At 52.5% G+C, this 25429-nt stretch carries 28 protein-coding genes; 12 read left to right on the forward strand and 16 right to left on the reverse strand.

Features of this window, described 5'->3' with window-relative positions:
- The first annotated feature begins 22 nt into the window (after positions 1 to 22).
- Together AC6I9Z_RS13625 and AC6I9Z_RS13630 are read left to right on the forward strand one after the other, a co-directional pair.
- Positions 23 to 949, forward strand: a complete 927-nt coding sequence (locus AC6I9Z_RS13625) for an NAD-dependent epimerase/dehydratase family protein (RefSeq protein ID WP_461456320.1) — start codon at positions 23 to 25, stop codon at positions 947 to 949.
- Positions 950 to 1017: 68 nt separating this feature from the next.
- Complete coding sequence (locus AC6I9Z_RS13630) at positions 1018 to 2208, forward strand: cytochrome P450 (RefSeq protein WP_461456321.1); 1191 nt, start codon at positions 1018 to 1020, stop codon at positions 2206 to 2208.
- 7 nt (positions 2209 to 2215) lie between these two features.
- Here AC6I9Z_RS13630 and AC6I9Z_RS13635 read toward each other — a convergent pair whose 3' ends face one another.
- On the reverse strand, positions 2216 to 2734 hold the full coding sequence (locus AC6I9Z_RS13635) for a Pycsar system effector family protein (RefSeq protein ID WP_461456322.1): 519 nt from the start codon (positions 2732 to 2734) through the stop codon (positions 2216 to 2218).
- A gap of 185 nt (positions 2735 to 2919) precedes the next feature.
- Between AC6I9Z_RS13635 and AC6I9Z_RS13640 the strand changes: the two genes are divergently transcribed.
- Genes AC6I9Z_RS13640 through AC6I9Z_RS13650 form a run of 3 tightly spaced genes read left to right on the forward strand, consistent with a single transcriptional unit; the run spans position 2920 to position 5235 of the window.
- Positions 2920 to 3165, forward strand: coding sequence for an acyl carrier protein (locus AC6I9Z_RS13640; protein ID WP_461456323.1), 246 nt, complete (start codon positions 2920 to 2922; stop codon positions 3163 to 3165).
- 54 nt (positions 3166 to 3219) lie between these two features.
- Positions 3220 to 4419, forward strand: coding sequence for a serine palmitoyltransferase (spt, locus tag AC6I9Z_RS13645; protein WP_461456324.1), 1200 nt, complete (start codon positions 3220 to 3222; stop codon positions 4417 to 4419).
- A 21-nt stretch (positions 4420 to 4440) separates the two neighbouring features.
- The gene (locus AC6I9Z_RS13650; protein ID WP_461456325.1) at positions 4441 to 5235 is read left to right on the forward strand and encodes an enoyl-CoA hydratase/isomerase family protein; all 795 of its coding nucleotides are present in this window, start codon (positions 4441 to 4443) and stop codon (positions 5233 to 5235) included.
- A gap of 9 nt (positions 5236 to 5244) precedes the next feature.
- On the opposite strand, the gene AC6I9Z_RS13655 is transcribed toward AC6I9Z_RS13650, so the two are convergent.
- Genes AC6I9Z_RS13655 through AC6I9Z_RS13670 form a run of 4 tightly spaced genes read right to left on the reverse strand, consistent with a single transcriptional unit; the run spans position 5245 to position 8088 of the window.
- The gene (locus AC6I9Z_RS13655) at positions 5245 to 5640 is read right to left on the reverse strand and encodes a cupin domain-containing protein (protein ID WP_461456326.1); all 396 of its coding nucleotides are present in this window, start codon (positions 5638 to 5640) and stop codon (positions 5245 to 5247) included.
- Positions 5641 to 5677: 37 nt separating this feature from the next.
- Positions 5678 to 6580 (reverse strand): hypothetical protein, encoded by a 903-nt coding sequence (locus tag AC6I9Z_RS13660; protein WP_461456327.1) that lies wholly within the window; start codon positions 6578 to 6580, stop codon positions 5678 to 5680.
- Positions 6581 to 6595: 15 nt separating this feature from the next.
- Entirely contained in the window at positions 6596 to 7570 is a 975-nt protein-coding gene (locus AC6I9Z_RS13665) for a diacylglycerol/lipid kinase family protein (protein WP_461456328.1), read from the reverse strand.
- A 35-nt stretch (positions 7571 to 7605) separates the two neighbouring features.
- Positions 7606 to 8088 (reverse strand): DUF2141 domain-containing protein, encoded by a 483-nt coding sequence (locus AC6I9Z_RS13670; protein ID WP_109356614.1) that lies wholly within the window; start codon positions 8086 to 8088, stop codon positions 7606 to 7608.
- Between the two features lie 125 nt (positions 8089 to 8213).
- Here AC6I9Z_RS13670 and lptF point away from each other — a divergent pair, with 125 nt between their 5' ends.
- Both lptF and lptG read left to right on the forward strand, forming a co-directional pair.
- On the forward strand, positions 8214 to 9425 hold the full coding sequence (gene lptF / locus AC6I9Z_RS13675) for an LPS export ABC transporter permease LptF (RefSeq protein WP_109356613.1): 1212 nt from the start codon (positions 8214 to 8216) through the stop codon (positions 9423 to 9425).
- 33 nt (positions 9426 to 9458) lie between these two features.
- Positions 9459 to 10553, forward strand: a complete 1095-nt coding sequence (lptG, locus tag AC6I9Z_RS13680) for an LPS export ABC transporter permease LptG (protein ID WP_109356612.1) — start codon at positions 9459 to 9461, stop codon at positions 10551 to 10553.
- A 2-nt stretch (positions 10554 to 10555) separates the two neighbouring features.
- On the opposite strand, the gene AC6I9Z_RS13685 is transcribed toward lptG, so the two are convergent.
- Positions 10556 to 11650, reverse strand: coding sequence for a fatty acid desaturase family protein (locus AC6I9Z_RS13685; RefSeq protein ID WP_461456329.1), 1095 nt, complete (start codon positions 11648 to 11650; stop codon positions 10556 to 10558).
- A gap of 190 nt (positions 11651 to 11840) precedes the next feature.
- On the opposite strand from AC6I9Z_RS13685, the gene AC6I9Z_RS13690 reads away from it, so the two are divergent.
- The 3 genes from AC6I9Z_RS13690 to AC6I9Z_RS13700 all read left to right on the forward strand — a co-directional run bounded on the left by AC6I9Z_RS13690 (position 11841) and on the right by AC6I9Z_RS13700 (position 14243).
- Positions 11841 to 12995 (forward strand): GNAT family N-acetyltransferase, encoded by a 1155-nt coding sequence (locus AC6I9Z_RS13690; protein ID WP_109357657.1) that lies wholly within the window; start codon positions 11841 to 11843, stop codon positions 12993 to 12995.
- Positions 12996 to 13179: 184 nt separating this feature from the next.
- Entirely contained in the window at positions 13180 to 13431 is a 252-nt protein-coding gene (locus AC6I9Z_RS13695; protein ID WP_461456330.1) for a hypothetical protein, read from the forward strand.
- Between the two features lie 5 nt (positions 13432 to 13436).
- Positions 13437 to 14243 carry a serine hydrolase domain-containing protein gene (locus tag AC6I9Z_RS13700; RefSeq protein ID WP_461456331.1) on the forward strand — a complete coding sequence of 269 codons (807 nt, stop codon included), beginning with the start codon at positions 13437 to 13439 and terminating at the stop codon, positions 14241 to 14243.
- On the opposite strand, the gene AC6I9Z_RS13705 is transcribed toward AC6I9Z_RS13700, so the two are convergent.
- The 8 genes from AC6I9Z_RS13705 to tgt form a co-directional block, all read right to left on the reverse strand.
- Positions 14240 to 15055, reverse strand: a complete 816-nt coding sequence (locus AC6I9Z_RS13705; RefSeq protein WP_461456332.1) for an alpha/beta hydrolase — start codon at positions 15053 to 15055, stop codon at positions 14240 to 14242. The two genes, AC6I9Z_RS13700 and AC6I9Z_RS13705, sit on opposite strands and share 4 nt — an antisense overlap.
- The gene (xth, locus tag AC6I9Z_RS13710; RefSeq protein ID WP_461456933.1) at positions 15055 to 15843 is read right to left on the reverse strand and encodes an exodeoxyribonuclease III; all 789 of its coding nucleotides are present in this window, start codon (positions 15841 to 15843) and stop codon (positions 15055 to 15057) included. The genes AC6I9Z_RS13705 and xth overlap by 1 nt, the downstream gene beginning before the upstream one ends.
- An 11-nt stretch (positions 15844 to 15854) precedes the next feature.
- A complete protein-coding gene (erpA, locus tag AC6I9Z_RS13715; protein ID WP_461456333.1) occupies positions 15855 to 16208 on the reverse strand; it encodes an iron-sulfur cluster insertion protein ErpA in 354 nt (117 codons plus the stop codon).
- A gap of 124 nt (positions 16209 to 16332) precedes the next feature.
- On the reverse strand, positions 16333 to 17040 hold the full coding sequence (locus tag AC6I9Z_RS13720) for a M23 family metallopeptidase (RefSeq protein WP_254054365.1): 708 nt from the start codon (positions 17038 to 17040) through the stop codon (positions 16333 to 16335).
- A 110-nt stretch (positions 17041 to 17150) separates the two neighbouring features.
- The gene (locus AC6I9Z_RS13725) at positions 17151 to 17942 is read right to left on the reverse strand and encodes a ferritin-like domain-containing protein (RefSeq protein ID WP_461456935.1); all 792 of its coding nucleotides are present in this window, start codon (positions 17940 to 17942) and stop codon (positions 17151 to 17153) included.
- 29 nt (positions 17943 to 17971) lie between these two features.
- Complete coding sequence (locus AC6I9Z_RS13730; protein ID WP_461456334.1) at positions 17972 to 18433, reverse strand: peroxiredoxin; 462 nt, start codon at positions 18431 to 18433, stop codon at positions 17972 to 17974.
- Positions 18430 to 21156 (reverse strand): bifunctional [glutamate--ammonia ligase]-adenylyl-L-tyrosine phosphorylase/[glutamate--ammonia-ligase] adenylyltransferase, encoded by a 2727-nt coding sequence (gene glnE / locus AC6I9Z_RS13735; protein WP_461456335.1) that lies wholly within the window; start codon positions 21154 to 21156, stop codon positions 18430 to 18432. The genes AC6I9Z_RS13730 and glnE overlap by 4 nt, the downstream gene beginning before the upstream one ends.
- Positions 21153 to 22280 carry a tRNA guanosine(34) transglycosylase Tgt gene (gene tgt, locus AC6I9Z_RS13740; protein ID WP_461456336.1) on the reverse strand — a complete coding sequence of 376 codons (1128 nt, stop codon included), beginning with the start codon at positions 22278 to 22280 and terminating at the stop codon, positions 21153 to 21155. Before tgt ends, glnE begins: the two co-directional genes overlap by 4 nt.
- 154 nt (positions 22281 to 22434) lie before the next feature.
- Between tgt and AC6I9Z_RS13745 the strand changes: the two genes are divergently transcribed.
- Both AC6I9Z_RS13745 and AC6I9Z_RS13750 read left to right on the forward strand, forming a co-directional pair.
- Entirely contained in the window at positions 22435 to 22782 is a 348-nt protein-coding gene (locus tag AC6I9Z_RS13745; RefSeq protein WP_461456337.1) for a BufA1 family periplasmic bufferin-type metallophore, read from the forward strand.
- A gap of 327 nt (positions 22783 to 23109) precedes the next feature.
- A complete protein-coding gene (locus AC6I9Z_RS13750; RefSeq protein WP_461456338.1) occupies positions 23110 to 23631 on the forward strand; it encodes a hypothetical protein in 522 nt (173 codons plus the stop codon).
- On the opposite strand, the gene queA is transcribed toward AC6I9Z_RS13750, so the two are convergent.
- On the reverse strand, positions 23632 to 24669 hold the full coding sequence (gene queA, locus AC6I9Z_RS13755; RefSeq protein ID WP_461456339.1) for a tRNA preQ1(34) S-adenosylmethionine ribosyltransferase-isomerase QueA: 1038 nt from the start codon (positions 24667 to 24669) through the stop codon (positions 23632 to 23634).
- Between the two features lie 9 nt (positions 24670 to 24678).
- Positions 24679 to 25332, reverse strand: a complete 654-nt coding sequence (locus AC6I9Z_RS13760) for a peptidylprolyl isomerase (protein WP_109356600.1) — start codon at positions 25330 to 25332, stop codon at positions 24679 to 24681.
- Positions 25333 to 25429 lie beyond the last annotated feature (97 nt).

A 25429-nucleotide genomic window follows, 5' to 3' on the forward strand; every position in this document is an offset into this window, starting at 1 on the left:
CCGGGCATGGACAGGTAACCGCATGCGGACGAAACCAACTCTGGCAATCACCGGTGCGACCGGTTTTGTGGGTAGCCATCTGCTCAACCTAGCGGTGCGCGCCGGTTTTCCCGTGCGCGCCCTCACACGCCGGACACAGGATGACCGCCCCAATGTGACGTGGGTGCGCGGTGCGTTGGATAACCCGGCCAGCCTTAGCGTGCTGTGCACGGGGGCAGATGTAGTGATCCACATCGCCGGGGTTGTAAATGCCCCAACGCGAGAAGGCTTTGAAGCTGGTAACGTCGCTGGCACCTTGGCGGTCGTAGAGGCGGCCAAGAAAGCGGGATGCAACCGCCTCATTCATGTCTCGTCGCTCGCGGCGACCTTGCCAAAGCTGTCTATCTATGGCGATACCAAGGCCAGAGCGGAAAAGATCGTCGCATCCAGCGGACTCGATTGGACGATCATCCGGCCTCCTGCCATTTACGGGCCCGGAGACAGGGAAATGCTGGAGCTGTTCAAGATGGCAAAAACCGGCTTTATCACCCTGCCCCCCGATGCCGACGGGCGGCTATCGGCGATCCATGTTGACGACCTGTCCCGCGCTCTGATGACCATCATTCCAGAGCATGAAGATCTGACTACCCAGATTTTTGAGGTGGACGACGGCAAGACCGGCGGCTGGACCCAGACCAGCTTCGCCAAAGCCGTCGGATGGGCAATCGGCAAACGGATCAGGCCAATAGCAACACCAAGATTTCTGTTGGAATTTGGTGCAAAAGCCGATCGTTTTTTCCGCCGTGACAAGGCCAAGCTTACCGAAGATCGCGTCAGCTATTTCTGTCATGATGACTGGACGGTCGATCCCGCCAAGCGCCTGCCGCCCGAATTATGGACGCCGCAAATCGAAACGCGGCAGGGTCTCAAAGACACCGCAAAATGGTACCGGCAGAATGACTGGCTCTGACGCCTCCTAAAATCACTAGCTGCCATCTCCAGCAAACGAGCGCATAATTGCGGCTGGGAGAAGATGTTATGGGAAGCAATGCTGCGGTGCGCGATGACGTGCCCACTTATGATTTCGACATATATGGCGAACCGGCGATCAAGGCTGATGTGCATGATGCCTTTCTGGCACTGAAAAAAGAAGCACCTCCCCTGTTCTGGACGCCCAAAAATGGCGGGCACTGGATTGTCACTGACAGCGACATGATGATCGATTTACTGCGTAAGCCAAATATCTTTTCCAACGAGAATTTCTCAATTCCCCATATCGAGAACATACCCAAAACAATCCCGCTGTCTCTCGATCCGCCAGAACACCGCCCCTATCGCCAGATGATGCGGCCGTTTTTCGAAAAAAAGGCAATTGCACCCCTGCAAGAGCGGATTCAGCAATGGGCAGACAGGCTTATCGGTGCGGTCAAGGCGGATGGGAGTTGTGAATTTATCGATGCGGTCGGATCGCGCTTTCCGGTATCGGTTTTCATGGAAATGCTGGGACTGCCGCTTGACCGGTTTGATGAATTTCGAGCTCTTGTGGACGAGAATTTTGCGCTGGCCGGGACACCCGAAGTCGCGCAGGTTCAACAGAAAATCGTCGCGATGCTGGCGGATTTTGTGAAAGAACGTCAGGCAGATCCAAAGGACGATATGATGAGCCATATCATCCGATCCGATCTTGACGGGCGCGCCCTGTCTTTCGAAGAATTACTTTCGATCGCGCATCTGCTATTTCTGGCGGGACTGGATACTGTGGTCAATGCGCTCAGTTTCAGCATGAAGCATCTCGCGATAGATACAGCGTTGCAGACCAGAATTATTAATGATCCCACCTGCATCCCCGATGTTACCGAAGAATTGCTGCGCCGCTACAGCTTCGTCAATCTGCCCCGCCAGATCAATGAAGACACGATATTGGGCGGCCAGAAACTGTCCAAAGGTGAAAAGATCATTTGCCCGCTCGCAATGATCGGTTGGGAGGACAAACTCAACGAAGATCCGATGACCGTTTCGGTGGATCGCAAGCATTATCGCCATGGCGCTTTTGGCTCGGGCATTCATACTTGCCTGGGGCTGCATCTCGCACGGATGGAGCTGCATATTTTCTATGAGACCTGGTTCCGGGAGATTGGCCGGTTTGGGCTGAACCCGGACAAACCGCGGGGCGCGATGCGTGGTGGTGTGGTTTGGGCAATTGAGGAACTCTGGCTCAGCTGGGAATAGAATGACCTTAAAACAACGGTCCAGCAAACTGTTCTGCGAGATATGTCACGAAAGTCATTGATAAACCGAGAAGAAATACCCTGTATGCCAAGCCAAGATAGCGATATTTCTTACGCTCCAGCACGATACCCATTTGATAAATGTCGCGCAACATCGTGCGATAGACCGTCTCTTGATCAACGAAGTTTTCTGTCAAAAGCTGATCCTTGAACTCGTCTTCGGATATTTTTGAGAATGCCCCGAAGAACAGCATATTGGGGTTGGCACCGGCCCGTATCTTTGTTGCCGGCATCACGGCAATCGCGGCCAGGCCAGCCGCGCAAAATGCCGAAATCGCTAATATCAGCAGAGGCAAGGAAAAGCTGCTCGCATGGCTTTGTCCAATGGCCAGAGTAAAAACCACGAATGTCGCGCCAATCAGCATATTGGCCTTGTGATCAGCCATCAGGCTGAGTTGAACATGATGTTGCTGGGTCGTGCGCAGCAATTGGATGACTTCATCCGGCCATTTTCGGTCCTCGGTCATGTTTCACCCTCCGCACAGGCGCGACCCGATGCGCCGCGAGAGTGACATAATCGGCGCAATTGGGCAAGTTACGGCGCATATGCCCACCCTTGTGCCCTGTTTCGGCCTTATTCGCTTGCCAATGGGGGCCTCACATTGGCAAAGGTTGTTTGAAGAAACCGGGCCGGAATATTGGGGAATTAAACATGGCAAGTCGCAAAGAAATTATGGCCAAGGTGGAAGCCTTGATCGGACCATTCAACAATAAGGGCGTCGAATTGAAAGACGACACCACCTTTGCAGGAGATCTGGAGTGGGACAGCCTGACGGTGATGGATTTTGTCGCTGCAGTGGAAGATGAATTTGACATCATCATCACCATGAACATGCAGGCCGAAATCGAAAATGTCGGTCAGCTTGCCGACGCCGTTGCCAAGTTGATGGATCAGTAACAGCATAATCGGCATCCGGAACCCGTTTCAAGATGACGAAAACACGAGAGTATAATGACCGACCTTCTGAGTAAATATGATCCGCTGATTCAGGAACGCGAAACCCTGCTTGCAACCGGCGTTAAGGACCCTTTTTCACTGGTAATGGAAGAAGTGAAATCGCCTACTGTTGCCATATGCAATGGCAAGGAAACCATTCTGCTCGGCACCTATAATTACATGGGCATGACCTTTGACGATGATGTCCAGCAGGCCGGACTTCAGGCGCTCAAGGACTTTGGCTCTGGAACAACCGGCAGCCGCGTTCTCAACGGCACATATAGCCCGCATAAAGATTGCGAAGAGGCGCTCAAAGAATTTTACGCGATGGACCATGCGATGGTCTTTTCCACGGGCTATCAGGCAAATTTGGGAATTATCTCTGCGCTGGCCGGCAAGGGTGATTATGTTATTCTGGATATCGACAGCCATGCGTCCATTTATGATGGCTGTTCCATGGGCAATGCAGAAATTGTCGCGTTCCGCCACAATGATGTCGAAGCACTGGAAAAACGGCTGAAGCGCCTGCCCGCAGACGCTGGCAAGCTTGTCGTGCTTGAAGGCGTCTATTCGATGCTTGGCGATGTTGCACCGCTCAAGGAAATGATCCGTATCTGCAAAGAAAATGGCGCAATGACCTTGGTTGATGAAGCGCACTCAATGGGCTTTATCGGTGAAAATGGCCGCGGCGTCTGTGAAGAACAAGGCGTTATCGACGATGTCGATTTCATCATTGGAACGTTCAGCAAGTCAGTGGGAACAGTCGGCGGATTCTGCGTCTCAAACCATCCAAAATTTGAAATCATGCGGCTGGTTTGTCGCCCCTATGTGTTCACGGCCTCTCTACCACCGAGCGTAATGGCGACTGCGAGCACCTCGATCCGTAAGCTGATGCACAGCGGCAACAAGCGCGCGCATTTATGGGAAAACAGCAAGAAACTCCACAAAGGCCTGCGCGATCTGGGCTTTGAACTCGGCACACCGGAGGCGCAAAGCGCGATTATCGCGGTCATCATGCCGGACCTCGAACGCGGCGCGATGATGTGGGAGGCTCTGCTAGCAGAAGGACTCTACGTCAATCTGGCACGACCACCGGCGACACCAGCCAATATGACATTGCTGCGCTGCTCACTTTGTGCTGAGCACACAACCGAACAAGTCGATCAGATTCTTGGCATGTTTGAGGCAGCTGGCAAAGCGGTTGGAGCGATCTAATCCTCCTCGCGGGAGACAGGAATGACTAACCCCATACTCATCGAACAACGCGGCGCGATTGAAATTCTTTCGCTCAATCGGCCGGACAAGCTCAATACGATGAACGAAGACATGATCTTCGCACTGCAGGATTATTTTCGCGGACTGCAGGACCGGCATGATATCCGGGTCGTGCTGTTTCGCGCAGAAGGACGGGCCTTTTGCGCAGGCCTAGATATCGGTGCCTGGAAAAATGATGGTTCACGTGGGCAGGTTCAACATATCTGGCGCACTCAGCGATCCATCGCCACGGTCATGCAACTTATGCGGCAATGTCCGCAGCCGATCATATCATTGGCTCAGGGAGCGGCCTGCGGTGGCGGTTTTTCTCTGCTGCTGGCGAGTGACGTCCGCTATGGCGCACCCAGCCTGAAAATGAACGCCGCTTACATCAAGATCGGTCTGGGTGGCTGCGATATGGGATCAAGCTATTTCCTGCCCCGGCTCGTGGGGTCGTCACTTGCATCGGAATTACTGTTAACTGGCCGTTTCATTTATGCTGAACGCGCTGAAAAACTGGGGCTAATCAGCGAAGTTGCTGACGAAGACAAATTGGTCAGCACTGGCCTCTCTCTCGCGGAAGAAATGCTCGATACAGCGCCCATGGGCCTGCGTCTGACCAAAGATGCGCTTAACCGCAATATCGATGCTCAGAGTTTTGAAGCAGCGATGGCGATTGAAGACCGACAGCAAGCCATGCTCAGCATGACCGAAGACAGCCGCGAAGCCGCCAAGGCCTTTTTCAGCAAGCGCAAGGCGGACTATAAGGACCGCTAGACCGATCGCTTAACGATCGCGATTTTCGGTGCCCTGGCCTGCCGTGATGAAGAGCGCGGTTGCCTCCCCTTCAACATCTGCCGTGTGCCAGACGCCGGGAGGATTGATCGCATATTCGCCCTCTTCGAGCGCGATTTGTCTCTCTGACCCATCTTCCATTTGCTGAATGAGGGACATTTCGCCTTTGACACAAACGACGGCTTCAGCACCGACAGGATGCATTTCCCATACTGTCCACGGTTCAGTAAAATGGTGTAGCGACACAAGGCGCCCCTCTGCTCCGTCATCGGCATGACGTTCACCATAGGCCTGATACCAGTCCGGATCGCCAGTGAAACGAGGTTCGGAAAATGCTGTTGCACCTAGTCCCAGATGAATCGGGTTATCGGTTAGTTTGTCAGCCATAGTAGCGCCTCCCTGAAATACAGGTGCACATTCTACCCTATTTAATCGCACCACCGGCAATTAATCTTGGCAACATGGTAAGCGCGCCTAGTATCGGCCACTTGCGCTGCCACGGTTTGATTACGTAGTCGGTACCAGCATGACGGTTAATCTTCCACGCAAGATAATCAATCCCGCCAGCATAGGTCCCAGATGCCTTTGCCAGCCGCGCGAGGGTGAGTAGCTTGCCATTGCGGCGCAACACCTTCCAGCGTTTCTCCGCTTCTGCGGTCGACAGCTCGCCAGATTCTGATGGATCCTGATCTTGCAGGGTTACCATCGTGGCAAGACCAAATCGTTGATAGCGCTCGGGATCAGCATCAACGACGGAGCCAGGGCGATTGGCCCGTTCAGCCCGTAACTCTGCACCATAAGTCAGTTCGAAACCACGATGCCAGATCAGTATGGGCGCCTGCGGCTGAATTCCCAGCACCGGTAAGGTGAGCTCAAACAGGGTCACGGGCGCACAGGCAATCGCCGCCACAACTTTCTCACGCGCTGCGTCGTCGGCGCACCAGACCAGGCGCGACGGCTGCGCAAAGCGCGCCCATACGCTCACAGCGCTAGCCTCCAGTCCATTTAACTTGTGGAAATCTTCTTCACTCAGCACTGCAATTTTGGCGACCAGCCCGTCATGCTCGGCCGGAAACACATTCGGCGGCAGGAGCTTGTTTGCTCGGACCAGCCAGCTTTTGCCGTAGGCTGCTTCATAGCTGGACACGATCAGATAGAAATCCAGCATCTGCCCTTCCAGCTCCGTCGTTCGAAGACAAGAACCATAAAAGAGAACCGCACGGGACGCATCGCCATATTGCGCAGCGACCGCCTCTGCGAAAGCAGATACACGAGGATCAACCGGCTCTGCCAGCTCCTCTTCTACAAGGGGTTTCAGATGATTCACCCGGCGGATGATAGCCTAAGCAGCGAGGCGAAGGAAAGATACCGGCTTGGTCGATTTCAAAACAATCGGCTGGCCTTCCTTTGCGCGGAAAAGTTCGCCATCCATAACAACATTGCTATTCTTACCCTCAATCCGGATCATGTCGCCCTGCTCGAGATGAATACCTTTTTGCACGGTTTTACCCAGCCGGCCAAATAACACTGACAAGATGAATCGGACCAGCACCATTGGTTTCTGGTCGATCGCCATGAATTGCAGGCGTCCGCGTTTGCTCCGTGAACGTGTAAAACGGCGCATCAACAATAGTTTTTCCAGTGTCGTTACGATCAGAATTGCAAAATTGCCTTGATATTGCCCCTTTTTGATCAGCGAGATACTGATCGGTGAAGGCCGGTTCGGCAGAAACTTCGCTCTTATTCCAAACAGAACCGAGGCCAGCGCCGCAAAAACCGTCAAAACATGGGAAGCCGCATTGGGCAGCCCCAGAGGATAGATTTTGTGACGGCAATAAAGAATAAACTCCGACAGGCCAGCGCCGCCCAAGAACATGCCAAGCACGACCTTGCTATCTTTGTTGCCATCGGACAAGGCAATCAGTTCGCGGTCGACCAGATGCTCATGCAGATCATGTTTTGCCATTTCGACAATACGTTCCAGCGCCTTTAATGGATTACCCTCTGCGCCAAGGTCCAGGGCGATCAAGTTGGTTTTGCCATTGGGCAGTACAGCAACTGGCGGCGGATTGTCGCCAAAATGCCCGCCCTGATACAATTCGGTGAGAGCGGCCTGAACGGTGCCATCACCACCGTTAATCACGAGAACCTTGGGTTTCACTCTGGCGATGGTTTGCAGCGCCTTGGTGATCTCATCAACAGCATCCACCTCATAGTGGAAAACATCGCAGTTTTTGACGCAATAAGAGCGCACTTCCGGCAATATCGCACGGTTACCCGTGGAATTTGGATTAGAAAGTAGCGCTACATTGGCCATTATTCGATTGCCTGTTTCTCTTTAATATCTGCCCATCACAGATATTTCATTTTGATACTGATAGATTTCACTTCGTCACCGACCGCAAATTTGGTCTTCTTGTAACTGGGTTTCCCCAGGTTAAAGATATTGATGCTCGGATTGTTCGACATACCGCCACCATCTTTGGAAATATCGGTCTTGCCATTGCCATTCACGTCATGGCGCACGGCAATGCCATACATCCCACTGGATGGGACGGGCACGCAAAAGGTCATATTGTTGTTCTTTGCCGGCGCTTCAATCCGGTTGATCCAGGCGCCTTTCTTTAGCCATTCTGCCTTGGTCCCGCGATAACTTTGCACCCGGATTTTTCCGGATGCCGCCTTGACGCCACTTATATTCACCAGGACGGCAGGACCATTTCCGGCCTGACATCTGCTCAAATCATTCGAAATTTTCTGTCCAGCGGTCGCTGCCGATACTGGCATGGCCAAAAGGGCGGTTGAAAGCGCAAAAGACGCTGCAATTTTCAACATGACGAAAATACTCCTAGTCGTTATACCCGCGTTCAAACTGCTGCGGATAGAGAATCAACCCCCTGATATAAATGTGGTTATGAAAATGATTTGCGGCAGAAACATGGTAAGAGGGCGACGATAAGTTGAAATTTCTCAGTTCCACTGATCGCTACATAGCCCGTTTGATCGCCGTTCCGCTCTTTAGCACGCTGGTTATCGCGGCTATGTTGCTCGTACTCGAAAAGATGTTGCGGCTATTTGACTTTGTTGCGGCAGAGGGCGGACCGGTCAGTGTGGTCTGGCGAATGCTGGCCAACCTTATTCCAGAATATCTCTCACTCGGAATTCCTATCGGCCTGCTGCTGGGAATATTGCTAGCCTTTCGAAAACTGGCCCTAAGCTCCGAACTAGATGTTTTTCGGGCGGTTGGTCAGGGATATGCCCGTCTTTTGAAAGTGCCGTACATGTTCGCAGTGTCACTGATGCTGGTGAATCTTGCATTGGTCGGATTCATCCAGCCGCTGTCGCGCTATTATTATGAAGAACTGCGCTTTGAATTGCGCTCCGGTGCGCTGGGAGCGTCGATAAAAGTCGGTGAATTCACCAATTTGGGCTCCAGAATGACGATGCGGATCGAAGAAAGCCGTGATAACGGAACCAAATTAAGCGGTATGTTTGTCCGGGCTGAAAACAAATCCGGTCAAATCGTATCCGTAACCGCAGAAAATGGCCAGTTTCTGGCGACTGATGATCCCGATACAATCATATTGCGTTTGTCTCAAGGTGTGCTGATCCATGATGCGCCAACTTACGAAAAACCGAGGATATTAAGCTTCAGCAGCCATGATCTTCCTATCGACCTTCCGGATATCGAAGCCTTTCGGTCGAGAGGTGGTGCTGACTTGGAATATACAATTCCGGAGCTTGTCAGAGTGGGACTGGATCAAGATCGCTCCGAGACCGAGCGCAATCAAAGCCGCGCAAACTTCCATTTCCGGATGGTCGAAGTGGTCATGATGTTGTTGATGCCACTATTGGCTGTGGCCTTGGCAATACCGCCAAAAAGATCCAATTCCGCGCTTGGTGTCTTCATTTCGATCGTAATGATCGTGACTTATCACAAGGTCAACCAATATGGCGAAGACTTGGGAGCGCTCGGCATTGTTGACCCCATTATCGCTCTGTGGGTTCCATTCGCGCTGTTCGGCGGGCTCATTATCTGGATGTATCATATGGTCGCGAATGTTCCAGGCGGACAGCCAATCGCTGCACTGGAAAAGGCTTTTTCAAAGTTTGGCGGTGTGTTCAAAAGCATTCTCAATTTCAATCGAAAGCGCGCCGATGTTCGGGATTAGACCTTATGGCCTCAGCGACATGAACGGAGACGCATAGACATGGATTTTTTCCCGTCGCGAACGCTCGCCCTTTACATGGCAAAAATGCTGATGTTACGAACCTTGGCCGTGCTCGCGCTTTTGGTGCTGGTGCTGCAGGCGCTGGACCTACTCGGTGAAAGCGGGCGCATTCTCGCGCAGGAAGGAAATGGGCAGAGTGAACTGTGGACTTACGTTACTTGGCGGGCACCACAGCTCATCCAACGTTTTTTACCCTTTGCAGTGCTGTTGGGTACAATCATAACTGCCGCGACGCTAAACCAGAATAGCGAAGTTATTTCGATGAAAGCTGGCGGACTCTCCGCGCATCAAATTCTGGCGCCTTTAATCATTACGAGCCTGTTCGTCGCCATTATATCTTTTCTGTTCAACGAAATTGTCGTGGCACCGGCTACAGCCAAGCTCTCAGCCTGGGAGAAGGTTGATTATGGACCAGTACCGGCCGCGAGCAATGTCCGGACCAACGTTTGGGTCAAAGACGGAGACAATCTGATCAACGCAAAGACCGTGACCGGCCGCGGTACGGATGTGGTTCTGGAAGACATAACTGTCTATAACCGGACCAACAGCGGCCTGCGCAACCTGATGCAGGGTGACGAAGCACGGTTCACTGGGTCATCCTGGACCGTGACGGGGGTGACACAGTTTAACGTGCTGACCGGCACGGAGGAAAAAAGGGACAGCATCACAGTCGGCGATACTTTGCGCCCTGACCAGTTCACGCTTGCCGATGTTAAAGCAGATGGCTTGTCCTTCCCGCAGTTGAGATCCGCTATTGCGGAATTGAAAGAGGCGGGACGGCCAACAATGGCGCTGGAGGCCAGTCTATGGCACAAGATTTCAGGGCCCTTGTCTGCGGTATTGATGCCGCTACTTGGCGCAGTGGCCGCTTTTGGCCTGGCGCGATCAGGACAGTTATTCGTCCGCGCGGTACTCGGGATGGCGCTTGGCTTTGCCTATTTTGTCGCAGATAACTTCTCGCTGGCCATGGGAACAATTGGCGCCTACCCGCCGATATTGGCGGCCTGGGCGCCGTTCATTCTGTTCTTTCTGATCGGCGAAACAGTACTGATAAGAACTGAAGAATAAGCTTAGTTGGCGGCGGTTGACTGGCTCGACGCCGCGTGACCAGAACTGCCCCGCACCAATCCCATCACCAGACCCCATAAGCTGGTATGATTGGCCCGATAGTAGGTCGATCCTTTCGGCAACGCTTCGGCAATACGCCGATGTGCCTCACCCAGTCCATGATAAGGAACGCCCGGCAACAAGTGGTGTAACGCATGATAGCGCAGTCCAACTGGCGCCCACAAAGCTGGCAGAAGTCCGGGAGGTGGAACATTGACGCTGTCGAGATATTGCTCGGTCACACTCATGACTTCGCCATCATTTTCCCAGAGATGAGCAACCAGCGTGCGAATCTGGTTGAGCACCACCGAGCCCGCGGCAATCGCAACAGCAATCAAAAATGCTCTTAATGGCAAAAACCCGGTAGCCACGGCGGTCAAGACAACAATGGCCCAGATGCTTGCCGCAATTTCCTGCGCATACCACTGCTTTTTAAACTCGCCCTCAGGTGGACGGCGACGGAATTCCGGATTGATAATCAGACCGGAATAACGCTCAACAACCAGTTTTCGAAGTGGCGGAATCACTGCGGATAACGGCGCCAGCAGCCCATAGCGAATAAACAGACCAACCGGGGCCAATGCCGATACCAGCACAAACAACGGCACAGTGTAGGGTTTCATAAGGGCCAGCGGCAAATATTCCGGATCTTCAACGGTACCATAGCGCGTGCGAGCATGGTGGAGATTGTGGATCCCTTCGTACATGAAAGACGGAAGCAATAGCGGAACACCTATCAGGGCATTCCAAGCGAAGCGGAAACCTGGCAGCGCACCACGTCGGATATGGGTCAGTTCATGAATGAAGCTGCCTGCCCGATACAGCGCCAGAACCGAGACAATAGCTGACAGTATTGCTAAACCGATATTGTCCAGCATGACTGCGGCAACCATGGCAGCATAGCCAATTACAGTGGAAGCTAGCAAATCGGACCAATAGATCACCGGGCGAGCGGCATTAAGGTCACGCGTGACTTTCGCGGCAGTGCGGATCAGCTCATTGTCATCAAAAGCCGGGGCTTTCGCGGCGTCTGTAGCCTGAGGGGGAGAATGTTTCATAATATCCTGTCTTCGTAATGTGATGCCTACAGCAGTACATCATGGCGAGATGATGGCATTGCTATGGTTTCTCGCTCCGGCCTTCAACACAGACGAGACAGGCCCAAGCGCTTGACATGCTAGTCTGAATAACGCCACAGCATGGCAAAGCTAAGTGCAAATTATCACGCAAAAGGTGCAAATAATTACAGTGTCGTCGCATATAATCATAAAACCCGTTACCACCAAGGCCCAGCTCAAAAGCTTTGTCGAACTCGCCTATCGTTTAAATGCAAATGATCCGCATTGGGTGCCGCCTCTAAAATCTGAGGTTTACGCACTTCTGACTCCCAAAAAGAACCCTTTTTTTGAACATGCAACGGTCCAACTTTTCCTCGCAGAACAAGATGGAAGAATCGTAGGCCGGATTAGCGCACATATCGATCATCTGGCTTTGAAACAGCCCGTCGAACAGGGCTTGGGACCCGGCACAGGCAATTGGGGTCTGCTGGAAGCAGAGAATGAAGCGACGACAAAAGCATTGATCACTGCAGCGGAAAAATGGTTGAAAGAACAAGGCATGCATCGCATCATCGCTCCCATGAGCCTGTCTGTATGGGACGAGCCCGGCCTGCTCACCATGGGGCATGATCATAGCCCGACCGTGATGATGGGGCATCATAAGGCAGAATATCAAGGCTGGATTGAGGCAGACGGTTACAAAAGCGTAAAAGAACTGATCACCTATGATCTGCCCATCACAGACGGTTTCCCGCCGCTCATTGAACGAATTGTGAAATCGGGAGAACGCAGCAGCAAGCTGAGATTGCGCAAAGTCGATAAGAGACATTTTGACCGCGATGCCAAAATCATCATGAATATCCTCAATGATGCCTGGTCGGACAATTGGGGATTTGTTCCGCTAACAGATCATGAGATTGACCATGTTGGCGTCAAATTGAAGCCGATTGTATATGAAGACCTGATCATGATCGCCGAGCTGGAAGGCAAACCGGTAGCTTTTATGATGTCGTTACCCGACCTCAATGACCGAATTAAAAAAATGAAAGGCAGTTTGCTGCCCTTCAATTGGGCTAAACTGCTTTGGTGGCTTAAGTTTCCGACGTCGCCGACCATGCGCGTACCGCTAATGGGTGTCGTCAAAGACTTGCAAAACAGTCGGATGGCCAGTCAAATGGCATTTATGATGATCGAATATATCCGCCGGGAAGCCGTTGCCAACTATGGCGCGACGCGCGGGGAAATCGGATGGATATTGGATGATAACAAGGGGATGGTGGCAATTGCCGATGCCATCGAGTCCAAGATCAATCGGGTCTATACACTTTATGAGAAAGCAATTTAACCGACCCATTCATCCCGGTTTCAGCGCAATCATATTACGCATCAAAGCAACTCTGCCCCGCTTTTTTCAAGAGAAAATCATATGATTGCTTTCAAAGCTGCTTCTCACCTTGTTCCAGCCGCTGCGTTAGTAGCCCTGCCCATTCAGGTTTTTGCAAAAAAAACCAGAAAAATGTTCCGCCGAAATGAAGTATGTGGGCCCGGCTCCGATTTCGGTGGCGATACCAACCGTGGTTGCAGCATCTCCAAGGCCATCACCAACGGATCATGGCGCTTTTGCAGCCCTGTTCACGGATATGCTGACAAAGTCCAAAGCAACCAGCTTGACTGTTGCGCTGGCCAATCAAACTGGTTCCATCTGGACCAAAACACAAGGTTTGCAGGATACTGAAAAACTCCATTATTGGGCCAGTGTCGGCAAGAGCTTACTGCCATAGTTATCATGCAGCTGGTCGAAGATGGCCGCCTGTCACTGGACGCCAAACTGTCTAACTGGATTGATGGCGTGCCCAATGGTGACTTGATCACCGTCAGAATGCTGCTCAATCACACCTCCGGCCTTTACAGCGCAAATGAAGATCGGGACGTCGCCAAAAACGAACCGGCAGCGCTCAGCCTGAAAGACAGTGTCAGTATCCTCAAAAAACACGGCCCGCTTTTCTGTCCGGGGCAATATTGGCGCTATTCCAACACCGGCTATCTGTTTCTCGGTAAAATTGCAGAACAGGTTTATGGACAACCGTTATCACAGATTATTCAGAACAAGATCATCGATAAAATTGGTCTTAAAAACAGCTATATGGTCAATGTAGATGATAATATATCAGACATAGCTGAGCCTCGACCAAGTGGCGACCAAAAGTCTGATATCCGTACGCCAGGCGCGGCCGGACCAATGGCTGCAACATCTTCAGACATGGTTCTTTTCTGGCGCGCATTTCTAAATGGGGATTTGGTTAGCCCTGACACGCGCAGTGTAATGTTTTCTACCCTCTACCCTATGTTTGACAAGAACATGTTTTACGGGCTCGGCGTCATGGCCATGCGAGCACCAGGGCCTAAGGGTGAACCGGCTATCTGGATTGGCCATGCAGGCGGAATGCCGGGGATAAAAGCTTTTGTAATGATCGACCCGGCATCACTCCAATATGCCGCCGTTGCGCTGACGGGTGACGGTCCGGCCAGCGCCGTGGCCTATAATATGTTGCGGGAGTGGCAAAAGGCTTCCGCTCCCCAGCCAGAACGTTAGCCTCCGGACACAAAGCTCTGGGCACCATTGCGCACTACCGCGTCAATCCCGCGCATCCAAAGATCATTGTGCCCGCCATTCTCAATGGGTTGCGCTATTTTGGGCTCTTTGGCAGCGTCAAACAGTCTTTGTCCCATCTCAAAGGGTATCAATTCATCATTCGTGCCATGTATCCAGATTAGCGGCATATCAATTTGGTCTATCCGCTCGATGGAACGATAACGGTCCTTTATCAGCAGTTTCGCTGGGAGGATCGGGAATTGTCGCTGGGCCATCTCATCCATGCCAGTATAGGCCGCTTCCAGAATGAGCCCAGATGCTTCGTTGCGGGATGCGAGCCATATCGCTACACCGGTCCCCAAAGACTGAGCCGCAACGACAATCCGGTCAGCACCATAGCCCTGGACGAGCAACCAGTCATAATGGGCCTGTGCCGCCGCGTAGAAGGTCTCTTCGCTCGGCACGCCGGGATTGCCGCCATAACCCGGATATCCGACAGCCAGCACGCCTGCGCCATCTTGCGCCATCGCCTGATAAATGGGCAAGCGAACCGCTAGCGAACCGGCATTGCCATGGAAGTGGATGACAACCGGTTTCGTCGGATCGGCAGGAGGGCGCCACAGAGACAATAGTTCGGCGGCGCCTTTTGACGCTATTTTTACAGCTTCAAAGTCCGCCTCCTCCAATTGTTTTTCTGAAAGAACAATTTGACTAGGAAAATAGAGCAGATCACGCTGGAAACTGTAAGCCAATGCCACGATTGCAAAATAGAGCCCCGCAGAAATGGCCAGACTAGCCAGCAAGGCGCGCATCAGATGTTGAGTTCAATCCAGGTTGGTGCATGATCGCTGGCCTTTTCTCGCCCGCGATGTTCTTTATCAACGCCGCAACGGGTAAGCTGATCAGCAGCCGGAGGGCTGAGAAGCAGGTGATCAATCCGGAAGCCCTGATCGCGCTGCCAACCACCGCTGCGATAGTCCCAATAAGTCCAGATTTTGCCTGCAGGATAAGTAACACCCAGCGCGTCCGTCCAGCCGTCATTAACGATCCGCTGATAGGCCTGCCGACTTTCCGGCTGCATCAAGGCATCATTTTCCATCGCCTTAACCGAAAACACGTCATTATCGCGCGGGATGACATTGTAATCACCTGCCAAGATCGCAGGAATTTCCTCCTGCCAGATTTCAGCCGCGCGATCACGAAGGCGTTTCATCCAGCGGAGTTTGAAATCGAATTTGGGACCCGGCTGCGGATTGCCATTAGGCAGGTAAATACTGGCCACGCGCACTGTTTCGCCATTCGCACTCTTCACATTGGCTTCAAGGTAACGGCTATGTTCGTCTTCCGGTTCGCCATCAAGGCCGCGTTTGGTCTCTTCGGGTTGCTGATCCCGGGTCAATATAGCCACACCGTTAAAACTCTTTTGGCCATGCCAGATGGCACCATAACCAATTTTCTCGAATTCCGCCGCTGGAAAGCCCTCATCCTGCGTTTTGATTTCCTGCAAACAGGCGACATCCGGCTTGGTCTCTTCGAGCCATTCGAGCAAGCGCGGCAGGCGCGCTTTTATGCCGTTAATGTTAAAACTGGCTATTCTCACCGATGCAGCAATCAGACAGAAAAGCTGGAGCCGCAACCACAACCAGAGGCCGCGTTGGGGTTTGTCACCTGAAACGCACTACCACCCAGGGATTCAACAAAGTCCACTGCACTTCCGCGAACGAGATCAAGGCTGATTTCATCGACGACCAGCGTCACACCGGATTCCTGAACAGCAACATCATCAGACTCTACTTCTTCAGCCAAGCCAAAACGATATTGAAAGCCCGAACAACCGCCACCTTCCACCGCTAGGCGCAATATCGCCGGTTTCTCTTGCTTGTCGGCAATAGCTGCGACGCGCTTGGCCGCGTTGGGAGTCAGGATGATGTCCTGGGAAGAGGTTTGTTCTGCAGTTTGGGTCATGATCTTAAGATAGGGATTGCATAGCTCACTGTCAAAAGAAGCTGGGAATTAAAAAGGGCCGGCAAGCGTTTCAGCGTCACCAGCCCTCTTAGGCACCCTCTCCCAAAGGTGTGTCGGAATGAAATTACTCGGCCGGACCACCAAGTGCAACGCCCGGCGTCGCCTTTTCTGCCAGCAGGAAATCATTTGATTGCATGAACGGGACCGGGTTAACCGCTTCGCCCGCAATACGCACTTCATAGTGCAGATGGCTACCGGTTGAACGGCCGGTAGAGCCCATAAAGCCGATAAGATCGCCGCTCTTTACGCGGGCATTGGCTTTGACATTCAGTCGCGACATGTGACCATAGCGTGTTTGAATTTCATTGCCGTGATTGATTTCAATATAGTTGCCATAACCGCGAACCCATTGGGATCGGCCAACAATGCCATCGGCTGTCGCATAGATTGGCGTACCCACTGGTCCAGCCATATCAATGCCCTTATGACGGGCGCGGCGACCTTTGAAGGGATCAGACCGGAAACCAAAAGAACTGGTTAGTCTATAATTTTCAACGGGTTTGCGGGAAGGAATGGTCAGTTTGACGGGTTGCTTTTTGCCTTGACCAGACCATTTGTTAAAAAGGAGCCGAAAGGCCGGATCTGCTTCACCCAGGACATTGTCGGAGCTATCCGTTTTGCCTTTGAGGACATCAAGCGGAAGACTTGAGTCCGCATCCGCCGCCTCGGCTGCCATTGCTGTGGAAGAAAAAGTTATTGCCGATCCTAAAATCGCAACTGCTGTGACTTTTTTCACAACCCCTTGATACAAACCTACTACGCTATCGGTCATAAACTGATCGAATCCTGCTACTACGAACCAAAAATACATCCCGGCTCTGTTTTTTTGACAGAAAGTCTGCCCCGTTCCTGTGAGAAAAGAAGTAGGTTTATTTTGGTTAATTATTCAATACCAAGATAATATTCTTGGGTTAAACCGGCTGCAAGGCGCGCTGAGTCGTTGAATGGAGGCTTCAAACCGCCTCTGAAGTGCGTTTTTACAAGATTTTTCCAGTGGCGATGAGGGTCGGTTTTTTGCCGTTCACAGCAATATTCAAACCATTTTGTTCCAAAAAAGACGTGATTTATCTCGTCGTGATAAATACGATTTAATACTTTCGCGGTCAGCAGATCACCCTGTGTCTTGAAGCGTTCGACCGTGTCTAACGTGATATCCAAACCACGCGCTTCCAGAACCATCGGGACGATCGCCAGCCTTGCGGAAGCATCATAGGCTGTCTCTTTTGCAGTATCCCAAAGGCCGTCATGAGCCGGCAGATCACCATAAAAGCTGCCCATTTCACGCAATCGCCGGTCCAAAAGTACAAAATGCATCGCTTCTTCAGCGCCAACACGAAACCAGTCGTCAGCAAATTCATCCGGAAATTCGGCTCCAAATCGCCCGATCATGTCAAAGGCCAGATCAATCGCGACAAATTCGATATGGGCCAAAGCGTGGATCAGCGCGATGCGCTTGGTCACCGACGTTCCCTTGCCTCGCCGCGGCATCTGACCCGGCCGAAGCAGTTCAGGCCGACTGGGTCGGGCTGGCACGTCGGGCATTGGTACACCGAAATCCGGCTCCAACCTACCCTGCCGCCATTCTCTGGTGGCATGGCGAGCTGCCATGACCTTTGCGGCTGGGTCCGCCGTCATAAGCACGTGTCGCACAGCTTCGCCCGCCGATGGCTTCATGGCTGTTGCAATGTTCAAACTCGAGATCCTTAAACGGCCTGCACCGCTGCGAGCACTTCTTCGGCATGCCCTTTAACCTTCACTTTCGGCCAAGACTGCAAAACCTTGCCATCCGGTCCGATCAGAAAGGTCGAGCGGATGATGCCCATATAGGTTTTACCGTACATCTTTTTTTCCGCCCACACGCCGATTTTCTCAAGAAAATCGGTGCTTTCGTCGGACGCGATATCAACGGTCAGTTCCTGCTTGCTGATAAAATTCTGCTGACGTTTTGGACTGTCTGCGGACATACCAAGCACTGCGGCGCCTGCTTTTTCAAATTCCGGCAATAAAGCGGAAAAGTCTTTTGACTCGGTCGTACATCCCGGTGTGCTGGCCTTGGGATAGAAAAACAATACCAGCTTCTTGCCGTGATAATCAGATAGTTTCACCGTGCTGCCATCAGGCGCGGTCAAATCCATATCGGGCATCTGCTCACCGGCTTCTATCATATTATGTCTCCTAAAATTTCATGAGGGTCCGGCCGCAAGTGCCGATTCCATTCTTCAATAACGCATTGCCGGGCCGCGTCATACCCGTTCAAAAGGGCATCCCAGTTTTCCTGACCTGCCGCTTTCGCAATCAACTCACGGCTTGTCTCCGGCGGATAGTCGCAGGTCGGCGACATTAATCGCAAAGCCACCAGCAACCGCGTCATCAGTTCATGAGCGGCAACCATATTTTCGTTCAAATGTCCGCCAACAACCAACCCGCGAGCAGCCAATCCCAATTGCGGATGCAGGGCCTCTCCGGTTTTGAGTTGAAGGAAGTGAATGATAAATTCCCAGTCCACCAGACCACCCTCCATAAGCTTGGTATCCAGCGGTCCTTTGGGTGGTTTATGTTCGACAATATCCAGTCGCATTTTGCGCACAGCCTTGCGCAACGCTTCCTGCTCCCGCTCTTTCTGCAAAATAGTGACGATCTGGTCCTGCAACTGATCGCAGGCCGCTGGGCTACCATAGACCGGACGGGCTCTCGTTAGTGCCATATGTTCCCAAGTCCAGGCGCTTTCCTGCTGATATTTATAGAAACTTTCGATCGTTACAGCCATTGGGCCTTGCGTTCCGGAGGGCCTTAGGCGTGTGTCCACTTCATAAAGCGGTCCCGCTGCTGTAGGCACAGATAGCCCCGCGACGATACGCTGCGCCAGCCGGTTAAAATATTGCGTTCCACCCAACGGGCGTCGGCCGTTGGACTCTGCGCTGTGGTCCCCTGTAAACAGGAAAATCAGGTCCAAGTCAGATGCATGAGTCAATGCTTCCCCACCCAATCGACCGAGCGCAAGCACCAGTATTTCGCTGCCTTCAATCTTGCCGTGAGCTTCTTCAAATTCCGATATAGTAGCATCGGTGAGCACCCGGATCGCGGCTTCTGCAACACGGGCATAGCCAGCAGCTATCGCCAGCGGATCGTGACGGGATTCGATAAGCTGGGTACCCAGAGCAAAGCGCTTCTCCCCCACCCGCGCCCGCACCCTGTCGAGCAGCATCTGATAGTCATCACCGTCTTCGCGACGGGCAAATTGCTCTGCCAGCTCATCAACAGACGGCGGCAGATCTAAGGCGGTTGTATCGATCAATCCTTCAAATAATTCGGTTCTACGGGACAATTCGTCAGCCAGAACCGGCGCATGACTCAAAATACGGCTGAGCATTTCCCGAAGCCCCGGGCGAGCCTCCAGCATACGAAAGAAGTTGATCGCGGTCGGCAATTTGTCAATCAGGCTGTCCAGTCGAATGAGAGCCTGCTGCGGGTCCGGCGATCCGGCAATAGCCTCAATCATATCCGGCAATACGGCTTCGAAAGACTCCACAGCCGCAGGGCTTCTCAGCGCCGTGACTTTGCCACTGCGCCACCGCTTGATTTTATCGGCGAAAATACCGGTTTGTGCGACACCTCTTTTTTCCAGCGCCGCCACCAAAGCCTGATCGGCTTGCGGCAACACATCGCTGTTGTCGGAATCAATCAATTCATCATAAATCGCGCCAACCGCCTCGACAGACGGTTCCAGAAGAGCCAGCAGATCAATGCCCCGATCCAATCCATGAAGCTTCGCCACTCGGTCCATCCCAGCCTCATCATCAGGTAGGCTATGGGTTTGCTGGTCATTGACCATCTGCAGGCGATGCTCGATGACGCGATATAATTCGTAGGATTCAGACAATGTCGAGGCCTTGTCTGCTTTGATCCTTCCAGCATCTGCCAATGCGCTTAACGCCTCTCGCGTTGCTGGCACCCGCAGTTCCGGTTCACGTCCGCCAAAAATAAGTTGGTGCATTTGCGCGTAAAACTCTGCTTCCCGGATACCACCGCGCCCGCGCTTCAGGTCATAGCCGAGTCCAAATTTTTGACCAGCTGCATAATGGTCGCGAATTTGCACCGAAACCGCGCCAATATTCCGAATAGCACCATAGTCCAGCGAACGCCGCCAAATAAAGGGGTTGATTGTCTCCAGAAAATAACGACCCAAGTCCGCGTCACCGGCCGCAAATCGCGAGCGAATAAACGCCGCCTGCTCCCAAGCAAGCGCGCTGGATTCATAGTAGCTGATCGCGGCTTCAACGGGCAATGCGACTGGACTGACTTCCGGCGATGGGCGCAACCGCATGTCGACGCGGAAAACATAGCCATCGGCATCCCGGGTATTCAGCGCATCGACCAATTGCTGACCAATCCGGCGCGCGGCATCGCTTGGTTCTTCGCGGCCACGCGTGGGGATTTTTTCCGGATCGTAGATAAAAATCGGATCGATATCGGATGAATAGTTCAGTTCCCGGCTGCCATGCTTTCCCAGACCAATGACAGCAAAACCAGCGGCGTCGGCATCCGGATAGCGAGTAGCATAGATATCCGCTAACGCCTCATCCAGTGATCGGTCAGCAAAATCCGAAAGTTGCGTGACCACATCCGTCAAACTTAACTGTCCCGCCAAATCACCAATTGCCAAGGTCAGTGCCAGCGCCCGCTTCTCCCGCCTTAGCTTCTGGCGAACATTTTCAGCATTGGTGCCCGCTTCCTTTACAAATGCGAACGCGGCTTTCAAATCCTCTCCATCCAGCAACGCCATAAGTTCCGGTTGAACTTCCATAGCCATGCACAGATAAGGCGCATGGTCCTGCGCACGCTTCATAGCGTCTTTCAAACTCGTCGGTTCAGGCAGGCCTTTGATCATTGGCGAAGATATTTCCCGCGGAAATTGCTGGCAAAGGCCGCAAAAACTCCACCTGTAATAGCCTCTCGCATTCCAGCCATAAGTGACTGGTAAAAAGCAATATTATGCTCCGTCATTAACATGGCACCCAATATCTCCTTGGATCGGATCAAGTGATGCAGATAGGCGCGGCTGTAAGTCTGGCAAACCGAACAGGTGCAATCTGCATCCAGTGGCTCCAGGTCTTCGGCGAATTTTGCATTGCGAATATTGATCGGCCCGGTAGCCGTGAACGCCTGTCCGTTGCGTCCAGACCGGCTCGGCAGCACGCAATCAAACATATCTACGCCGCGCTCCACTGCGCCGACGAGATCATCCGGCTTGCCAACACCCATAAGATAGCGCGGCTTATCTTCGGGTAGTTGACCCGGTGCGTAGTCGAGTACACCGAACATCGCCTCCTGCCCTTCTCCTACGGCCAGCCCACCAATCGCATAGCCATCAAAGCCGATTTCGATGAGGGCCTGGGCTGAAGCCGCCCGGATGTCCTTGTCGAGAGACCCTTGTTGAATGCCGAATAGAGCGGACTTTGCAGCATGCTCTTCACCGCTGTCAAAACCATCGCGGGATCGTTTGGCCCAGCGCATGGAGCGCTCCATAGACAACATGGCTTCCTCTCGGGTCGCGCCATTTTTTGTGCACTCATCAAACACCATGACAATGTCGCTACCGAGCAAGCGCTGAATTTCCATCGATCGTTCTGGTGTCAGCATATGGCGAGACCCGTCGAGATGGCTTTGGAATTCCACGCCATCTTCACTCATCTTCGTAAGGTCAGAGAGGCTCATAACCTGATAGCCTCCACTATCGGTGAGGATAGGCCGATTCCAGTTCATGAATTTGTGCAAACCACCGAGCTTGGCAACTCTTTCAGCGCCGGGTCGCAGCATAAGGTGATATGTGTTTCCGAGGATGACATCGGCGCCCGTAGCGCGAACCGTATCCGGCTTCATGGCCTTGACCGTGGCCGCCGTCCCGACTGGCATGAATGCCGGTGTGCGGATATCTCCGCGCTGCATCGTAATTTTTCCGGTACGCGCCTTTCCATCCGTGGCGTCGATCGAAAAAGAAAAACGGTCGGCCATTAAAATCATCCTAATCAGCGAACTAAGGTTCGAAAAAACAAAGAATTTTGCGTTTTTTGCCTTATGGTGTAACCAAGGGACCGTTCTGTACGAATCCCTCAATAACTGTGCAGGATGGTAGCAGTTTTTCAAAGACCAAAATCGGGAGTATTTTATGACGAAGACAAAGAAATTAGGTTCAGCGGCAACCGCGCTTATCGCAGCCGCTGCTCTTTCCGCCTGTTCCGGCGGTGCCAGCGAAGCAACAGAAGGCGCTGAAGCTGCAGGTGAAGAAGTCACCGAAGTTGCGGCCGCTGAAAAAGAAAAATGTTTCGGCATCGCCAAAGCAGGCGAAAATGATTGCGCCGCTGGCGAAGGTACAAGCTGTGCCGGTACATCGGTTGTCGATTACCAGGGCAACGCCTGGAAATATACAGAAGCAGGCGAATGTGAACCCCAGGGTGGTTCGCTGACCGAAGTGGCCGACAATGATCCGCCGGTGCCGGTAGCTGCTGAAGGCTAAGGCTTTAACATACCAGAATTTAAAAGGGCGGCTCCTTTGGAGCCGCCCTTTTTCTTTCAGCACAATTATTCGCGCTTGACTATAGCCGGGTAGACACTGAGGGTCGGCTTCATGACAAAAACCCCCAGCTGCTTTACCTTGGCCCTACTTGCTGCTTCTATTCTTCCTGCCCAGGTTTTCGCACAGGAAACCAAATTGGAGGATTTCTCATTTCCTAATGTTCCGCCATCTTCTCAAAGCACTCCCCAAGCATCTGGCTCCGAAACAAATCAAAATCAGCAGCTAGCTGCGCCAAAGAAACCCGATGTCAGTGTTCTGAGGCGCATTATGAGCACGGCCCCCAAAACCATAGTCATAGAAGCAAAGCATCGGGATGACCTGCGAAGCTGCGAGGCGACCGAAGGTGAAGCGATGATGATTGCGCTTTATAATTGCTGGCCACTACTTGAAGGTTTCCAAGCCTATAGAGAAGCGAAGGAGATTGCCCGTGATCATCGCAGGTCTCGACGAGCTTTGATGCGGGAGAAACCGGAGTATCGCGGTTCGGAGGAATATCAGGCCAGTCTGGAAGCAGAATATGATGACGCAATAAAATCTGCGAAAAAGATAGAGGCTCTTGCTGGAAAAAGAGAATATCCAATGCAAGATATGCTCCTCTTCCTTGCCAATCTGATACAGTCATCTATCGCCAAAAAGCGGGATGATTATGAGACGGCGCTAGCAAGTGTAGACAATTCAATCATGCTGTTTGAGACCACTAAGATTACCGAACCAGATTTTGTAAATCTGGAGGCGCTGCAGAGAGAACGGGCACAGCTGCTGGACAGAATAACCCAGGCCAGCGAATAACTAGCTATTATCTGGTAGCAGAAGGCTTGAATCCCCGTAGCTGTAAAATCGATATCCCTTTGCAATCGCGTGGGCATAAGCCGCTTGCATAGTCTCGAGCCCCATCAGCGCACTGACCAGCATGAACAGAGTTGATTTTGGCAAATGGAAATTAGTCATCAGGCCATCAATGGCGCGAAACTTATAGCCGGGCGTGATGAAAATATCGGTATCCCCCGCAAAGGGCTGGATAATGCCATCTTCTCCGGTCGCACTTTCCAGCAGGCGCAAGCTGGTCGTTCCGACGGCAATTACGCGGCCACCATTCTGCCGCGCCTGATTGAGACGATCAGCAACCTCGGGTTCGATTCGACCCCATTCGGAGTGCATCCGATGATCATCAGTTTCGTCCACTTTCACCGGAAGAAACGTTCCTGCGCCAACATGCAAAGTAAGTGTTTCTTGACCCACACCAGCCTTGCTCAGGGCTTTCATCAAACCATCGGTAAAGTGCAGCGCAGCCGTTGGTGCCGCGACGGCTCCTTTTTCACGGGCAAACATTGTCTGATAATCTTCCGCATCGCGTTCGTCGATGTCACGTTTGCTCGCAATATAAGGCGGCAGCGGCATGCTCCCTGCTCTTCCCAGCAGAAGCTCGACAGGTTCGTCACCAAGAAAGTGGAGCAGAAAACTCCCGTCGTCATATTTTTCTTCGGCCCGCGCTAGAACGTTCTGACCAAAGTCTATGACATCATCAATCTTCAGTCTTTTGGCGTTACGAATAAAAGCCTGCCAACGCCTCAGGTCGACGCGCTTATGTAATGTCGCACCTATCTTCGCCTCACCGCGACGCCCCTCCAGCTGAGCCGGGATTACTTTGGTATCGTTGAAAACCAATATGTCGTTTTTTGACAGCAACTTTGGCAGTTCGGAGACGAGATGATCTGACAATTGCTCTGACCCGCAAACACTCAACAGCCGCGCGCTGTCTCTCGGTACAGCGGGCCTTAACGCGATATTTTCCTGCGGAAGCGCAAAATCAAAAAGATCAACGCGCATAGAGAAAGCCTAGGGGTTAATTGGCGCGTTCAGGTCGTCGATCGTGATCTCTTTTTCAGCTATTGGCGCAAAAGACCTAGGCGCTGGCGGTGCTTTGCCGTCAGCCGCAATCGAAGCCTGTAAAATCCTGCTCGGGCTCGCTGGTGGCTCGCCGCGATTGATCGCATCGACATATTGCATGCCGGCAGAGACCCGGCCGAAAACCGTGTATTTTTTGTCCAAAGCAAATCGCGGATAAAATACAATGAAAAATTGGCTATTCGCACTGTCTTCACTCTCGGCGCGAGCCATGGATACTACGCCTCTCAAATGGGGGAATGCGTGGAATTCAGCTTCTAGGTCAGGCAGCTCTGAACCCCCTGTACCGGTACCGGTAGGGTCTCCGGTTTGAGCCATGAAGCCTTCAATGACTCTGTGGAAAATAATCCCATCATAAAAACCCTGCCGCGTGAGCGTCTTGATCCGTTCTACATGGTTCGGGGCCATGGCTGGATATAGCTGTATTGTGACCCGTCCGCCGGTGGACAAGTCCAAATGTAGGATATTTTCCTCTGCCGGCACAGACGCCGGAGCCGGTTCAGCGGGCACCGCTTGTTCCTGTGCCGCTGCACCAGTACTGATCATGGCGGCAGCAAAAAGGGAAACAATATATTTGCTTAGCATATTAAACTACTCACCTATTCTTTGGTCATTTCGGCGGCGCTTATCTGCCCGCCCAATCATAATATTGCTGCCTATTGGACGAGATATGCTTTCGCCG

The organism is Parasphingorhabdus sp. (genome assembly GCF_059726685.1).

What these genes read in the sequence shown, in the direction of transcription:
- AC6I9Z_RS13625 (WP_461456320.1), top strand. Translation starts at nt 23, where the DNA reads ATGCGGACGAAACCAACTCTGGCAATCACCGGTGCGACCGGTTTTGTG.
- AC6I9Z_RS13630 (WP_461456321.1), top strand. Translation starts at nt 1,018, where the DNA reads ATGGGAAGCAATGCTGCGGTGCGCGATGACGTGCCCACTTATGATTTC.
- AC6I9Z_RS13635 (WP_461456322.1), bottom strand. Translation starts at nt 2,734, where the DNA reads ATGACCGAGGACCGAAAATGGCCGGATGAAGTCATCCAATTGCTGCGC.
- AC6I9Z_RS13640 (WP_461456323.1), top strand. Translation starts at nt 2,920, where the DNA reads ATGGCAAGTCGCAAAGAAATTATGGCCAAGGTGGAAGCCTTGATCGGA.
- spt (WP_461456324.1), top strand. Translation starts at nt 3,220, where the DNA reads ATGACCGACCTTCTGAGTAAATATGATCCGCTGATTCAGGAACGCGAA.
- AC6I9Z_RS13650 (WP_461456325.1), top strand. Translation starts at nt 4,441, where the DNA reads ATGACTAACCCCATACTCATCGAACAACGCGGCGCGATTGAAATTCTT.
- AC6I9Z_RS13655 (WP_461456326.1), bottom strand. Translation starts at nt 5,640, where the DNA reads ATGGCTGACAAACTAACCGATAACCCGATTCATCTGGGACTAGGTGCA.
- AC6I9Z_RS13665 (WP_461456328.1), bottom strand. Translation starts at nt 7,570, where the DNA reads ATGGCCAATGTAGCGCTACTTTCTAATCCAAATTCCACGGGTAACCGT.
- AC6I9Z_RS13670 (WP_109356614.1), bottom strand. Translation starts at nt 8,088, where the DNA reads ATGTTGAAAATTGCAGCGTCTTTTGCGCTTTCAACCGCCCTTTTGGCC.
- AC6I9Z_RS13685 (WP_461456329.1), bottom strand. Translation starts at nt 11,650, where the DNA reads ATGAAACATTCTCCCCCTCAGGCTACAGACGCCGCGAAAGCCCCGGCT.
- AC6I9Z_RS13695 (WP_461456330.1), top strand. Translation starts at nt 13,180, where the DNA reads ATGAAGTATGTGGGCCCGGCTCCGATTTCGGTGGCGATACCAACCGTG.
- AC6I9Z_RS13700 (WP_461456331.1), top strand. Translation starts at nt 13,437, where the DNA reads ATGCAGCTGGTCGAAGATGGCCGCCTGTCACTGGACGCCAAACTGTCT.
- AC6I9Z_RS13705 (WP_461456332.1), bottom strand. Translation starts at nt 15,055, where the DNA reads ATGCGCGCCTTGCTGGCTAGTCTGGCCATTTCTGCGGGGCTCTATTTT.
- erpA (WP_461456333.1), bottom strand. Translation starts at nt 16,208, where the DNA reads ATGACCCAAACTGCAGAACAAACCTCTTCCCAGGACATCATCCTGACT.
- AC6I9Z_RS13720 (WP_254054365.1), bottom strand. Translation starts at nt 17,040, where the DNA reads ATGACCGATAGCGTAGTAGGTTTGTATCAAGGGGTTGTGAAAAAAGTC.
- AC6I9Z_RS13725 (WP_461456935.1), bottom strand. Translation starts at nt 17,942, where the DNA reads ATGAAGCCATCGGCGGGCGAAGCTGTGCGACACGTGCTTATGACGGCG.
- AC6I9Z_RS13730 (WP_461456334.1), bottom strand. Translation starts at nt 18,433, where the DNA reads ATGATAGAAGCCGGTGAGCAGATGCCCGATATGGATTTGACCGCGCCT.
- glnE (WP_461456335.1), bottom strand. Translation starts at nt 21,156, where the DNA reads ATGATCAAAGGCCTGCCTGAACCGACGAGTTTGAAAGACGCTATGAAG.
- tgt (WP_461456336.1), bottom strand. Translation starts at nt 22,280, where the DNA reads ATGGCCGACCGTTTTTCTTTTTCGATCGACGCCACGGATGGAAAGGCG.
- AC6I9Z_RS13745 (WP_461456337.1), top strand. Translation starts at nt 22,435, where the DNA reads ATGACGAAGACAAAGAAATTAGGTTCAGCGGCAACCGCGCTTATCGCA.
- AC6I9Z_RS13750 (WP_461456338.1), top strand. Translation starts at nt 23,110, where the DNA reads ATGAGCACGGCCCCCAAAACCATAGTCATAGAAGCAAAGCATCGGGAT.
- queA (WP_461456339.1), bottom strand. Translation starts at nt 24,669, where the DNA reads ATGCGCGTTGATCTTTTTGATTTTGCGCTTCCGCAGGAAAATATCGCG.
- AC6I9Z_RS13760 (WP_109356600.1), bottom strand. Translation starts at nt 25,332, where the DNA reads ATGCTAAGCAAATATATTGTTTCCCTTTTTGCTGCCGCCATGATCAGT.